This is a genomic window from Luteolibacter sp. (assembly GCF_058122085.1).
In genome coordinates, this window is the sequence record NZ_JBIKBQ010000106.1 from 1 (window position 1) to 14,336 (window position 14,336).

Below are 14,336 nucleotides of genomic sequence, written 5' to 3' on the forward strand. Positions count from 1 at the left end.
GTGAAAGCCTATCTCGCCCGGAAGAATGAGGAATCCAATTCGATCAACTGGCAGTTCACCAACGAAAAAGCCCGCATCAAACTCAAATCACTCTATCCAACAATTTGAATTTTACGCGACACTAGGCTTCGGGCAGGTGGGCTACCGGGCGGCGGCCATGCTCGACCGCTTGATGGCCGGCGGCGTGGCGCAGGCGGAACCGGAATTGGTCCCACCGGCGGAGCTCGTCCCGCGCCAGTCCACCGACGTGCTGGCGGCGAACGACCCACTGGTGGCGCGGGCGCTGCGCTTCATCTCGGAAAACAGCCACCGGCGGATCCAGGTGATTCATGTAGCCGCAGCCGTGGCGACCACCCTCGAACGGCGGTTCCGTGAGTCGGTGGGGCGGAGTATCGCGGGTGAAATCACCCGCCTGAGCATTCAGCGCGCCAAGCGCCGGATGGTCGAGACCGACGCGTCGATGAAGGACGTGGCGATGGACGCCGGGTTCCGTAGCGCCGATCATTTTTACAAGGCCTTCGCCCGCGTCGAGGGCATCCCGCCGGCGCAGTTCCGCGAGGAGCGCCAGAAGGCGTTCCCGGAGCAGGTCTGACAGCTATTTCAGCGCGTCCCACCCGGCCGCCGTGGCGAGCCCCTGCTGGTTCTCCATCAGGATTTTCCAACCGTCGGTTTCTTTCACCAGCAGGGCTTCAAATTGGATATAGTCCTTGACGACAGGTCCGCCGGGAATCTGGGAGGTGTAGAGGAAAATTCCGGTCTCGTGCGCGGTGGTGGCGTCGCCGATGCGCCTTGAGAAACGGAATTCAACGCTGGCTTTCCGCGTGCCGTCGCGGGCGGCGACGAAATCCTTTTTCCATCTCGGCAGGATTTTGGCGAGCGGCTGGGTCGTTTGTTTGCTGCCGCTAACAAGAACCCCCTCGTCGTGGCAGGTCGCGGTGTAGGCCTCGAAGTTCCCTTCGTTCACCGCGCGGGAAACCACCGCCCAGTAGGCGTCAAGTTCGGCGATGCGCGCCCGGTTGGCATCTTCGAGAGCCGTGACGCGGAAGCCGCGGATGGCGATCGGCCCGTGGTCGCCCTGGATGGCAATGGGGCCTTTCGGCGCTTCTCCTTCAAGCGGAGACGAGCGGGTGGGACCGGTGGTCGATGCGTTCTCCTGCACCAGCAAGCCGTTGACGAGCACCTTCTCGAAGGTGGCGTCGCTCGTTTTCTTTCCCGCGCCATCGAAGCGCGGGGCGCGGAAGGTGATGTCCAGCGTCTGCCACTCGCCGGGGGCCTTGGCGGCGTTTGTCATGGGCGCGATGCCGCCGAAGCCCTGCCGCTCCTTTGGCAGCGCCGGGTCGAAGCGCTGGTAGATCCCGCCGAGGTCGTCGTAAGCCACCCGGGCCTTGCCTAAACTGTCGAAGACCTGCACCTCGTAGCGGCCCATCAAATAAACGCCGGCGTTCGAGTCCTTCGGAATCATGAACTCCAGTTCGACGCGGGCGTCGCCATACTCGTCCCTGGTGATCAGATAGGGGATCTGTTTGTCCTTGGCGGTTCCGTTGACGAGGATTCCACCCTCGCCGCCGGTTTGGAATTCGGTCTTGCCGGGCACCGCGGCCACCTCCCCCACCCCGCGCCAGCTCGCGACCGGACGGAACGCGTTGAGAGAAACGCCGCGCGGCAGGTCCTGCGTCCGAGCTGGCGAGGGAAACAGAGTTAGGGCGGCGAGGGCGGCCGCCAGCGGCAGACGGTGCATGGTGTGGGATTTCATGATGTGTATTTGCGAGTGTCTCACTTGACCGACGGCAGGCCGTCCACCCCATCCACCGCGGGGCCGGTCGAAGGGGATGAGTTCGTGGGGGCGGGTTTCACGGTCCCATCGCCCGTGCGGATGAGGCGCAGCTCGACGGGTTCCATGCCTTTGGAGTTGGCGCGGACGATGATCTCGCCGGGCTTGCGCGTGCGGCCCTCACGGATCTCGGGTTCGGGCCCCGAGGTCGCAGCGATGATGGCGAGGCCGAGTCCGTTGAAGGTGCGGAAGGTGCTGGCTTGGAAGCTTTCGTGACTGAGTGGATCGCCGCTGCCGGAGCCGGCGATCCGACCGGGGCCTTCGATCTGGATGTTGACCCATTTCGCGGCCTGCGGGGCGAAGACGCCGTTTTCATCCTCCATGCGGAGGATGACGTAGGAAAGATCGCGGTTGGCGGGATCGAGCTTGGGTTGATCGGCGGAAATGTGGATCCGCGCGGGCACGCCTGCGGTTTGGGTGATGGAGGTGGCGGCCATCTTGCCATCCTTGCTTGCGAGGACTTTCAACTCGCCGGGCTGATAGGGCACGAGCCATTCGAGGTGCATGTCGTTCTTGCCGTCAAACCTGCGCGTGCCGAGCGACGCGCCGTTGAGGAAAAGCTCGGCCTCGTCGCAGTTGGTGTAGCACCACACCGGGATGGTGGCGCCTTCCTTGCCCGGCCAGTTCCAATGCGGCAGGAGATGAACCATCGGTTTGTCGGTCCACTGGCTTTGATAGAAATAGTAGGTGTCCTTCGGGAAGTTGCAGAGATCGATGATGCCGTAGTTCCCCAGCACGCGCGGCCAACCGCCGGACTCGCCAACGTAGTCGAAACCGGTCCAGCGGAATTCGCCCATGATGGAGGGCTGGCTTTTCGTCATCCGCCAGGAACGCCGTGCGTCAATCTGCACGCCGGAATTGTCATAAGACGACTCATAGTAGGCGTCGGTTTCTGGAAAGACTTCCTTCTCCGTCAGCTTCGGATGATCGAAACCCGGCCGATAATAACGCGGATGCGTGCGGTATTCGCCGCGGGTTTGCAGCGAGTGGGGCACCTCGGAGAGATACATCTTGCGATCCGGGTAGCGGGCGCGGTCGCCCTCGATCTCGAACACGGATTCGACGCCCTCGTTGTAGCCCACGATATCCAGCTGCTCGGTGAAACCGCTTTCATTGGCGCTTTTGATGTGGTTGCAACCGACCGTGACCGGGCGGGTGGGGTCGATCTTGTGGCAGAGATCGCGGAGAACCTTCACGGTTTCGATCTCGCCGTTTTTCACCGATTCAGGGACCTCGTTGCCGACGCTCCACATGATCACGCACGGGTGGTTGCGATCGCGCTTGAGATGGTCCGTGAGGTCACGCTCGTGCCACTCGTCGAAGTATTTATTATAGCCGAAGGGAGCCTTGCCTTTGTTGTTCTTGCTGGCAACGAGCAGCTTGCCCTCGAAGTCCCAGCCGCGCCGCCACTCGTCGAAAGTCTCATCGAGGACGAGAAAGCCCATTCTGTCGCACAGCGCCATCATCTCGGGGGAATGCGGGTAGTGCGCGGTGCGGATCGCATTGCAGCCCATGTCCTTGAGCATTTTCAGGCGGCGCTCAAGTGCCTGGTCCCACAAGGCGGTGCCAAGCGGACCGAGGTCCTGATGGTTGCAGACGCCTTTCATTTTTATGCTTTTGCCGTTGAGAAACATCCCGGTCTTCGCCTCGAAGCGCAACTCGCGCACGCCAAACGGCGTCTCGTAGCGGTCGGACAGACGTCCGCCATCGCGCAACTCGGTGCGCAACGTGTAGAGGTTCGGCGAGTCCGGTGACCATAGCGCCGGGTTGGCGATTTGGAGTGACTGATCGACGGTTAGTTCGGCATCCGCCGCCAGTTCATGAACTCCCTCGGCGGTGGCGACCACCGCGCCTTTTGAATCGAGCACGCTCTGGGTCACTGTCACGGATTTCGCCGCGGCATGACAGTTGCGGATCGTGGTCTTGACGGCTACCTCGGCCTGCGTGGCGGAGATTTTCGGGGTTGTGACATAGGTGCCCCAGTGGACGACGCGGAGGGGATCGGTGATTTTGAGCCAGACGTGGCGGTAGATGCCGCTGCCAGTATACCAGCGGCCGGATGGCAGACGCGAATTATCAACGCGCACGGCCAGCACGTTGTCCCCCTTCAAATCCAGGTAGGGAGTTAGGTCATACTCGAAGCCGATGCAGCCATAGGGCCGCTTCCCCAGCCGGTGGCCGTTGATCCAGACCTCACCATTCATGTAAACCCCGTCGAACTCGATGAAAACCTTGCGGACTTCGGCGGCGGACGGGGCTTTGAAGGATTTCCGATACCAACCGGTGCCGCCGGGCAGAAAGCCACCGGGCGCGCCGCTCAGGTTGGCGGGGTCGAAGGGGCCCTCGATGCTCCAGTCGTGCGGCAAATCGAGCCGACGCCAGCCGGAGTCGTCAAACACCCGCTGCTCCGCTCCCGCGGGGTCGCCTTTGGTGAAGGTCCATCCAATGTCGAACAAGTCCCGGACCCGCGTGGATTCGGTGGCGGAGGAAAATCCGGCGCCGATTCCCAACAGGCTGACCTGAATGATCAAATACCGCAGGAGATTTTTCAGTGCTTGGTTCATTTGCTCCGTCCAATCCATCAAGGACCGGCGGCCTTGCAAGCCAAAACCCGGTCCTGACGCATAAGCGCGTTAAAAATCCCCATGTGAACCGACAGAATACGGGCCGACCGCGCGTAAGACGGTGGCCCTGCCCGCCATGATACCCTGCCCGCCATGATAAAACGCCTCTTTCTATTCTGTGCTTTCGCTTTCTCCGCTATGGGGGCCACACCCCGTGACGCGCTGCCACTGGACGCTCCGGAGTGGCCGCAGAACTACCGGCTGCACCTCGAGGGCGCGGCCCGTGTCCGTCTGGCAGACGGCGTCGCGATCCCGCTCGGTGCGAACGGCCCGCACGACATCGCCGTCGAGCATCCGCCGGAAAGCGCGCCGGTGCTGCGGGTCTGGTCGGGCGGGAAACTGGTGCGCGGGCCTGAGAATGTGCCCGCTCTCGCCGCAATGGACGGCAAGGATTTCCCGGATGCGAACCTCAACCTTGGTGCCGATTTCACGGCGATGGCGTCGTTCGAATCCGCCGGTGACGGCACGCTGTTCTCGATGTGCGCGCCGACCGGCAAGTGGTCACCGGGGGCGAAGGCGCTGTTCATCCGCGGCGGCAGGCTGGTCTACGACATCGGCTTCCTCGGTGCGACGAGCGGTGGCCCAAACATCAATGACGGCAAGCCGCACACGGTGGCGCTCCGGGTGCGCGCGGGCGCCGCGCGGTTGTGGCTCGATGGCCACGTGATCGGGGAGAAGGCCGACTTCACCAAGCCCGACCCGGAAGCGCACGTCTTCAAAATCGGTCGCGCAACGCCGGATTTCGGCGGGGATTTCAAGAATGGCCACATCAGCGCGGTGCGGGTGTGGAAGCGCGCGCTGCCGGACGAGGAGATCGCGCTGTTGTTCAAAGACGGCGGCGCGGGCGCTAACACGCCGGATTTCACGCATCTTCCCAAGGCGGACACCAGACCGTTGATCGAAGGCGGCTCGGGCTGGGTGCAAGCGCTGGAGCGCAGCGACCACGGGGAAATCGTCAGTCGCTGGAATGCGCGGACGCTGAAGCAGGGACGGGACATCTACAGCATGATGTGCGTGATCTGCCACGGCACCAAGGAACAACCGGGCTCTCTGCCCACGGCGCTGCGTTTCGCCGAAGGAACGTTCAAGAACGGCTCGGACCCCTACTCGATGTATCTCACGCTGACGAAGGGCTACGAACAAATGGTGGCGCAGCCACAATACACCACCGCCCAGAAATACGCGGTGATCCACTACATCCGGGAAACGTTCTTGCGCCCGCACAATCCCACACAGCTCACTGAGATCACCCCGGAATACGTGGCCTCCCTGCCGAAGGGACTGGCGCGGACCGAGGCGGAGAAGGTGGATCACTCGCAGACGCCCTTTGAGCAGATGGAGCTCGGTCCGGCGCTGTTCTGGACTTATCAGGTAGCGCCGGACAACATCGCGCAGAAGGGAATCGCCATCCGTCTTGACGAGGGGCCCGGCGGCGTGAGCAAGGGCCGCGCCTGGATGGTTTACGATCACGACACGATGCGCGTGGCCGCCGCGACCACGGGCAGCTTCATCGACTGGAAGGGCATCGCCTTCGATGGCAGCCACGGGTCGCACACCAGCCTAACGGGTGAGCGGCAGTTCGTGAATCCGTCCGGCCCGGGATGGAGTGTCGATGGCTTTGAAGACAAACGCGCGTCGGCCCGGGACGGGAAAAAATACGGCCCGCACCCCGGATTGAAGTTCGAAGGACTCTACTTGCATGGAGACCGGACCGTGATCGCGGCCAACATTCACGGCACCCGCGTGCTCGAGTCGCCCGCGTGGCTTGACCACGGCGGCACGCCGGTGTTCGCGCGCACGATCAACCTCGCGAAGGCGGAAAAACCGCTGCGTCTGCGCGTGGCTCCGGATGACGTGAACGTCGTCTTGCGCGGCGACGGGACGCTTGGAAAAGAGGACGGCTTCTGGATCGCGACCCTGCCATCCGGGGCGAAGTCGCGGATTTGCATCTCCCGTGGGGACGCCGCGACGCTCGACGCCGCGGCTAAATCCATGACGGCCCCGCCCGACCTAACACCACTGACCCGGGGCGGGCCGCCAAGGTGGCCGCAGACGGTGACCACGACCTCGGTGGCGGGTAATGAGGACGCCGCGTTCATCGCCGATGATTTCCCGCTGCCGCACGGCAACCCGTGGCAAAGCTGGCTGCGTCCCGGTGGCTTCGATTTCACGCCGGATGGCAAGTCGGCCGTCGTCGCGATGTGGAACGGCGATGTCTGGCAGGTGGACGGCGTCGCCGAAAAAGCCCCCGCCCCGCTGACGTGGCGCAGGATCGCCAGCGGATTGTTCCAGCCACTGGGAGTGAAGTTCCGCGGCGGTGAATTGTTCATCACCTGCCGCGATCAAATCGCACGGCTGCAAGATCTCAACGGCGACGGCGAGATCGATTTCATCGGCTGCTTCAACGACGACGCGCAGGTCACCGAGAATTTCCACGAGTTCGCAATGGGGCTGCAGACCGATGCCGCGGGCAATTTCTACTATGCCAAGTCCGCCCGCCACGGGCTCAAGGCAGTCGTGCCGCATCACGGTACGCTGCTGCGCGTGGCTGCGGACGGCTCGAAGACCGACATTGTCGCGACAGGATTCCGCGCGGCGAACGGCGTGTGCGTCAATGACGACGGCAGCCTGTTCGTCACCGACCAGGAGGGCAACTGGACGCCGAAGAACCGCATCAACCGCGTGAAGCCCGGCGGTTTCTACGGCAACATGGACGGCTACTCCGGCGTCACCGATTCCTCGGACTCCGCCATGGAGCAGCCGATGGTGTGGATCACTAACAAGATGGACCGCAGCCCCGCCGAGCTCGTGTGGGTGCCCAAGAACGCCTGGGGCAACCTCGGCGGCAGTTTGCTGAACCTCAGCTACGGCACCGGCCGCGTATTCATCGTGCCGCACGAGGAAATCAACGGCCAATGGCAGGGCGCGGTCTGCGAACTGCCGATGCCCGCCTTCGCCACCGGCATCATGCGCGGGCGCTTTGGTGAGGACGGCGCGCTCTACACCTGCGGCATGTTCTCTTGGGCGGGCAACGCCACCGCGCCGGGCGGCTTCCACCGCATCCGCCGCGGCGACAAGCCCGCCCAAGTGCCGCTGGCGGTGCATGCCGCGAAGGGATCACTAACGGTAAATTTCAGCGATCCTGTCGAACCGGGAGAATGCGCCATGAAAGTGTGGTCGCTCAAACGCGGCGAGCGCTACGGCTCCGATCACCATGACGAGCACGCCCTGGCGATCCGCTCGGTCAGAACCAGCGACGACCGGCGGGAGGTGGTTCTGGAAATCCCCGGTCTGGCGCCCACGCAATGCTACGAGCTGAAAATCGCCGGCAGCGTGCTGCACGGAACGATTCATCAGCTCAGGTGAAATCACCAAGAGACGCGCAGGACGAACACCAGAATTCCCGGCCGGGATCCGTCCCGGCCGATTTCTGATAGAACGTCAGCCCAGGCCCGGAATCCGCCAGCCTTCGCGGTAATCCCTGCGGACGAATTGATTCGCCTCGGCGAGATCGAACTTCAGTCCCGGACTGTCCCACTTGAGCGTGGCGCCCGGGAAACGCGAAGCGATGCCGCCCAACAGGATTGCCTCGGTGAGCGGGCCTGCGTAGGAGAAATCCGCCGAGGTCTTGCCGTTGCCGCGGCAGGCTTCGATGAATTGCTCCCAGTGATCCGCTCCGGTGACGCGCGGCAGCTTGTAGTCCTTGAATTTCTCCTTGGAAAACAGTTCGAGGCGGCTGACGTGCGGGAGCACAAGCACGCCCTCGGTGCCGATGAAGATAGAACCCTGATCCGGCAGCGGTTTGCCTTCCAACAAGGCGATGATTTCCTGAGGAGGCCTGGCCGCACCGTCATACCAAGTGACGTTGATGCTTTCACCCTCCGTCATGGGCGTGCGGGCGAAGGAATAGATGACTTTCCCGTCGACCGCCCAGTTCCATGCGTTCGGCACCGGGCCTTCGGAGCGGACGGAGACGGGCGCGTTGAGTTTGAGGCTCTCGAAAATCGGATCGAGGATGTGGCAGCCCATATCGCCAAGCGTGCCGGTGCCGAAGTCGAGCCGCTTGCGCCAGTTTCCCGGATGATAGTATCCGCCGCCGATGAACGGACGATCGGGGCGGACGCCGAGCCACAGGTTCCAGTCGAAACCCTCCGGCACGGAATCGGTTCTGTCGGGCTTTGCCGCCGGATCGCCCCAGGTCTTGGACGACCATGTGTGGACGTCCTTGATCTTGCCGATCACGCCGTCCTGGATGACCTGCGCGGCCATCCGGTAATACGCCGTGGAATGGATCTGGATGCCCATTTGCGTGACGACCTTCTTTTCCTTGGCCAGCTCGGTCATGCGGCGGACTTCATGCAGGCTGTGAGCGAGCGGCTTCTGGCCATAAACGTGCTTGCCCAGTTGCATCGCGCTGACGCCCATGGGTGCGTGCATGTGATCGGGAGTGGATACGTTGACGCTGTCGATGTTGCCGGCCTCCTTGTCGAGCATCTCCCGCCAGTCCTGATAGAATCGTGCCTTGGGGAATTTCGCGCGTGCCGGGGCCGCCTGGGCGAGGTCCACATCGCAGAACGCCACGATCTCGACGTTCTTGCAGTTCGAGATATGCGCGAGGTCGGACTCCGCCATGCCACCCAGACCGAAACAGGCGTGGCGGACCGTATTGGAGGCTGGCTGCGCCATCAAACGGGTGGAGATGAAGGGAGCGGTGGCTGCCGTGGTACCGAGCAGCTTGAGTAGCGAACGGCGAGAGTAGAGAGACTGGTTTTTCATGATGTGTGGTCTTAGTTCAGTTGAGTGGTTTGATTGAAATGTTACGGAACATCAAGGGATCACCGTGACCGGCAAAGCCGAAATAACCGCTTTTCCGGTCCTTTCCCGGATGAGGTTTTTGGTCCAAAAATTCTGTGACCTTGCTCACATCAGCATCGAGAATTTTGGAGCCGTTGAGTTCCACCTGAATGGTGGAGCCTTTGACGGTGACTTCCTGATAGTTCCACTCCCCGGCGGGATATTGATATCCGGTGATGGCTCCAACCATGCCGTAAACCGATCCATGAACCTGACGGGGATCCAGTTTGATGCCTGTGACTTTTTCCCATTGTTCGTCGAGCACCTGTAATTCAGTCATGCCATCGTAAGCCGGGTTGCCTTGGCCGGGGAAGCGAATGGCGAGGCCGTTGTTGCCGCCGGGTTGCAGTTTGAATTCAAAACGCACGATGAAGTCCGCGAACTCGTCCTGGGTGTGGAGTGTGCCGTCTTTTCCCGGCAGCCACTCGATGGCGGAGTCGGTCACGCGGCATGCATCGGTCGCGCCGGCCCAACCGGAGAAGTCCTTGCCGTTGAAGGCTGGCTTAAATCCCTCGGGACCAGTTTCGCGCAGCAGCTTGTTAGCCTCGTCGCTGCCGATTTCCCGGATGAAGACATTCTTCCAGGAAATCTCGCCGCCGTGCGTTTGAAGTTGGATCGGGCCGCGTGCCGGGACCGGTTGCTTGCGGTCGTAGTAATTTTCCATCACCGCGCCATTGACGGTCTGCTGGTCGTTCAACCACACCCAGACCCGCGAGCCGACCATGATGATGCGGAGCTTGTTCCATTCGCCGAAGGGCTTGTCCGCCTTGACGAGCGGATCTTTTCCGGGCGCGCCTGCCGAGTTGTTCCACAATCCGCCGGAGCCCTTGTCCGCGCCGATATTAAACTTGGCCGTTTCGGTGGAATCCCAGATCTGCACCTGCGGGCAGCCGCGCAGATAGATGCCGCTGTCGGCGAGTGGCACCGTCTTGTAGTCCACGAGCAACTCGAAGTTCCCGTAGGATTGATCGGTTGTGAGGAACAGGCCCTTGCCGTCATTGACGAGCACGCCGTTTTCCACGCGCCAGTGATTCTGGATATCGGCCAGGGAAGCGTCGTGCTTCGCTTTGAACTCGTCAGCTGGCAGCGCGAGATATTTGCGTGGATCCTCGGTTTCCGCGCCCCACCAGCCGCTCAAGTCGGTGCCGTTGAAGAGCGCGGTGAAACCCTGGGGCGTGGTGTTCTCTGCGGATTGAGCCGGGGTTGCGGACACAAGTGAGGCGGCGCATATCAACGCCAAGGCAAACGGGTGGTTTTTCATGATTAGGAATGGATTAGCGGGTTCAATGCGGCGTCTTTGTTTCACCCTCGGCAGGGTCGACATTGTCGCGGAAAAACAGCAGGAAGATCACCGCGATGACGGCCGCCATGCCTGCTGGGAAAAGCCAGTAGTATTTCCATTCGGTCATCGCTTGGGTGACCAGCTCCGGATTCACGCCCTCGGGGTAACCCTTGCCGAACATGCCAGCCATCGATTCGAGGAACGAAGGAGCGGGTTGGCTGCCGGCGGTGGCCTTGATGTTTTCCATCAACGCAGCGTGGTTTGCGGGAGCGGCCCCATAAACGCCGAAAGTGTTAGGAAGCGGAATGGTGGTGAACGGCCAGTTGCCACCAAATGCCATGCGGAAACCGAAAAACATGCCCAGGCCCTGGGTGAGGAAAACCAGCAGGCTCTGCGCCTGGCTGCGGACTTCGGCGGGAGCCTTCTTGTCGGTGTAGATGAACCCTGTGACGAAGAAGAAATCATAACAGATACCGTGAAGCGCCACGCCCATCAGGAGCATCCATGTCACTTGCTCGGGAGCGCCGAAGGAGAACAAGAAGTAGCGCAGCACCCAGCAGCCCATGCCTACCAGCAGCATGAGTTTCACCCCGAGCCGGCGGAAGAAGAACGGAATGAGGAGCATGAAGACGATCTCTGACATTTGACCGAGGGTCATCGTGGATGCGGCTTGTTTGAAGCCTGCGGCACCAAGAAAGGCGGAGGTTTGCCCATAGTAGTAACCGAGCGGGATGCAGATCAGCATCGAGCAAATGGCGAACACCAGAAACGGCGGGTTTTTCAGCAGTTTGAGCGCGTCCAACATGAGCAGCGAACCGATGTCAATGGGCTTGCCCTTGGCGGGAGGCGGTGTGTGGGGAAGCGTGAAACTGTAGACGCCGAGCGCGATGCTCGATACGGCGGCGATCCAGAAAATGTTCAATGACGCGGACCATCCGGCGATGCCCAGTGTGAGGCCGGCGACGATCCAGCCGATGGTGCCCCAGACGCGGGCTTTCGGGAACAATTCCTGCGGCAGATGCGTGAAGGTGATGGTGTTACCCAGCCCGAGGGTGGGCATGTAGCAGAGCATGTAGGCAATCATCAGCCAGACGATTTGCCCGCCTTTTTCCGCGCCTTGCGGTGCCAGGATGGCGATGGCGCACATGATGCCACCACCGATCAACATCAAGACACCCATCACGCGCTCGGAAGAGAACAGGCGGTCGGCGATGAGACCGAGGAAAAGCGGGGCGAAGATGGCGGCGATCGGCGCGCTTTCATACGCACCGCCGATGAAGGCCGCCAAGTCGTTGTTGCCCATCGCGAGGGCCAGCGTGGCGAACCAGGACCCCCATGCGAAGAACTGGAGGAACATCATCACGGAGAGCCGGATGAGGGTGGAGCGCGGGGACGGGGTCATGGTTGTAATAGGACGTTAGATATTCAGAGTTTCACGGGTGCTCCGCTGCGGATGGATCGCTCCTCGGCCTCGCAAATTTCCAGGGCGGTCACGCCGTCGAGGGCGGTGACCACGGTCGGTGCCTGGCGTCTGGCCACGCAGTCCACGATGTAATCGATTTCCTTCGAGTAACCATCGCCATCGCCGGTTTCCACCACGCGGGGTTCCTTGCCGGTTTCGGAGGCTATCAGAGAGTTAGCACCGCGGGCCAGGTCGAAGTCGATCGTGGCTTGTTCGCAGAGCAGGGTGTAGGACATGTTGAACCCTTGGTTCAGCAGCCAGCCGCCCTCCGCGTAAACGTTAGGACCGCCGGGATAATCGTATTGCGTGACCACATGGTTGATGGATCCGCTGGCTGCGAGCACGCCGGAGGAGAAGACGCCCGCCGGCCGGCCGAAGAGGTGGTTGACGAAATCGGTGTCGTGGATGTGGAGGTCGAACAACGCGCCACCGAGGTCCTGGCCGCCGGAGTAGGTGCCCTGCTGGCTCCAGCCGGGCATCGCGGAATCGCGGCGGAATCTAGCGGCGAGCACCTTGCCGTAGGTTTGTTCCTCCACCGCTTGCTTGAGCCAGCTCCAGCCGGGCCAGAAGCGCATGCACATGGCGGGCATCAGGATGCCGGGCGAGTTCGCCGCGACCTTCAGGATTTCCAGAGCCTCCGCCGAGGTGCGGGCCAGCGGTTTCTCACAGATGACGTGCTTGCCGGCATTCAGCCCTGCGATGACCTGCGCGGCGTGCAGCGGCGTGGGCGTGCAGAAGTCCACCAGCTCGACATCCGCGTCGGCTAACAATTCCTCCGTCGTCCGGTAAACCCTCACGTCCGGTCCGAGATCGATGTCGTCGGATTTCGTGATATTGCCGGAGACCCCGGCGAGGATGCCGTTGACCGGCACGCGCACGGCGTCGCAGACCGCGACCACGCGCGCCATGGGGTTGGCCAGGTAGGCGCGGAGATGGGTCACGCCCATGAATCCGAGACCGACGACGGCCACGTTCACGGGTTTTGCGGCAGTGGAGGCGGATGGCATGGGATTCGGGTTCAAGGGATGGATTTCAAAACAAGCTCGCGAGCGGTGCGGATGTCGGCCACGCGCTGGTCGCCGGCTTCGCGCTCGACGACCAGGTCGCCGGTGAAATCCGCATCCGCGAGCGCGGCGAAAAACGCGGGCCAGTCCACCTGCCCGGTGCCCACGGCGACCTCCTCGCCCCAGGTGCCGGGGACGGCGCTCTGCACCGCGTCTTTGACATGCACCTGCCGGATCCAGCGGCCGAGCAGGCGCACCGCTTCGACCGGATCGCCCTTGCCGTATAACAACATGTTGGCGGGGTCGAAGTTGACGGCCACATTGGGCCGATCCAGCACGACTAACAACGATGCCAGTCCGGCGGCGGTTTCCTGGCCGGTTTCCAGGGCGACCGTCATGTCGGCGGCGGCGAAAATTTCCGCCACGGCGGCGAGGCGGGCGACCATTTTCGAGAAATCCGGGTCCGCCGGATCGTGCGGGACGAAGCCGGCGTGGAAGGTGACGAGCTCCAATCCGAGCGCGGTGGCGATTTCGGCCGTCGCGCGGATGTTTGCCAAATTCTGCTCCCAAGTCGTGTCTGGGGCGATCCCGCCGGTCACCCGGATTGAGTCCAGCGACAAGTAATCCTCGCCCACGCAGCCGAACATGCCCGAGATGATCGCAATGCCTGCCTGCCGCAGCACATCCTGCGTTTCACCCCAGACGGCGGGGTCCTCGCGAAGTGGATCGAGGGCGAGTTGGACCCGGTCGATGCCGGTGGACTTCAATTTGGCTGCCAGATCATGCGGATCAGTCGCGAGCAGGGACCAGGAGCAAACGGCGAGTCGTTGGGGCAAAGGGGCGGGATTCATGGAATTCAATGCGGCTGACTATACGGACTGATCGGGCCAACCTTTCACCTCCGGCAGGCTACGAGGAACAACCGGCTGCAGCCGGCCGCGTCAGGTTGCACGCTTTGATTTCCCAGTCAGCGTTCTGATTTACCCGGCGACGCTCGACACCGTGCCGAAACTCGTCAATCAAAAAAAACACCACCTGTCGGCCTATCAGCACGCGCGGAGAGGACTTCGGCATGTGGCATGCTGACCAAGCCCATCGAGGTCACCTTGCAAAGAAGTAAAAACATCCTCAACTTCGAACTCAAACAAGACAGCCGCGGAGTGACGATCAAGGACTTCACCCTCACGGCGGTGAAGTGACCAGGGCGGTTGTCTGGTTAGCTGATTTTTGGAGGGGAGGTTTTGAGGAGGCACAAGGCGGCGTGGGGTTTGGCGCTGTG

At 62.2% G+C, this 14,336-nt stretch carries 9 protein-coding genes; 2 read left to right on the forward strand and 7 right to left on the reverse strand.

What is annotated here, in order from left to right; all coding sequences use genetic code 11:
* Positions 1-136 precede the first annotated feature (136 nt).
* Complete coding sequence (locus tag AC4DF4_RS14775) at positions 137-592, forward strand: helix-turn-helix domain-containing protein (RefSeq protein WP_490048879.1); 456 nt, start codon at positions 137-139, stop codon at positions 590-592.
* 3 nt (positions 593-595) lie between these two features.
* On the opposite strand, the gene AC4DF4_RS14780 is transcribed toward AC4DF4_RS14775, so the two are convergent.
* Entirely contained in the window at positions 596-1,753 is a 1,158-nt protein-coding gene (locus tag AC4DF4_RS14780; protein WP_490048880.1) for a 3-keto-alpha-glucoside-1,2-lyase-like domain-containing protein, read from the reverse strand.
* Positions 1,754-1,773: 20 nt separating this feature from the next.
* A complete protein-coding gene (locus AC4DF4_RS14785) occupies positions 1,774-4,395 on the reverse strand; it encodes a glycoside hydrolase family 2 TIM barrel-domain containing protein (RefSeq protein WP_490048881.1) in 2,622 nt (873 codons plus the stop codon).
* Positions 4,396-4,593: 198 nt separating this feature from the next.
* Between AC4DF4_RS14785 and AC4DF4_RS14790 the strand changes: the two genes are divergently transcribed.
* A complete protein-coding gene (locus tag AC4DF4_RS14790; protein WP_490048882.1) occupies positions 4,594-7,821 on the forward strand; it encodes a DUF6797 domain-containing protein in 3,228 nt (1,075 codons plus the stop codon).
* 75 nt (positions 7,822-7,896) lie between these two features.
* On the opposite strand, the gene AC4DF4_RS14795 is transcribed toward AC4DF4_RS14790, so the two are convergent.
* From AC4DF4_RS14795 to AC4DF4_RS14815, 5 genes are read right to left on the reverse strand one after another with little or no spacing between them, the layout of a single operon-like run.
* Positions 7,897-9,231: a Gfo/Idh/MocA family protein gene (locus tag AC4DF4_RS14795; RefSeq protein ID WP_490048883.1), complete on the reverse strand. Its 1,335-nt coding sequence runs from the start codon at positions 9,229-9,231 to the stop codon at positions 7,897-7,899.
* Positions 9,232-9,247: 16 nt separating this feature from the next.
* Positions 9,248-10,570 (reverse strand): 3-keto-disaccharide hydrolase, encoded by a 1,323-nt coding sequence (locus AC4DF4_RS14800; protein ID WP_490048884.1) that lies wholly within the window; start codon positions 10,568-10,570, stop codon positions 9,248-9,250.
* A 22-nt stretch (positions 10,571-10,592) separates the two neighbouring features.
* Positions 10,593-11,993 carry an MFS transporter gene (locus tag AC4DF4_RS14805; RefSeq protein WP_490048885.1) on the reverse strand — a complete coding sequence of 467 codons (1,401 nt, stop codon included), beginning with the start codon at positions 11,991-11,993 and terminating at the stop codon, positions 10,593-10,595.
* A 23-nt stretch (positions 11,994-12,016) separates the two neighbouring features.
* Positions 12,017-13,060 carry a Gfo/Idh/MocA family protein gene (locus AC4DF4_RS14810; protein ID WP_490048886.1) on the reverse strand — a complete coding sequence of 348 codons (1,044 nt, stop codon included), beginning with the start codon at positions 13,058-13,060 and terminating at the stop codon, positions 12,017-12,019.
* An 11-nt stretch (positions 13,061-13,071) separates the two neighbouring features.
* On the reverse strand, positions 13,072-13,908 hold the full coding sequence (locus AC4DF4_RS14815) for a sugar phosphate isomerase/epimerase family protein (RefSeq protein WP_490048887.1): 837 nt from the start codon (positions 13,906-13,908) through the stop codon (positions 13,072-13,074).
* Positions 13,909-14,336 lie beyond the last annotated feature (428 nt).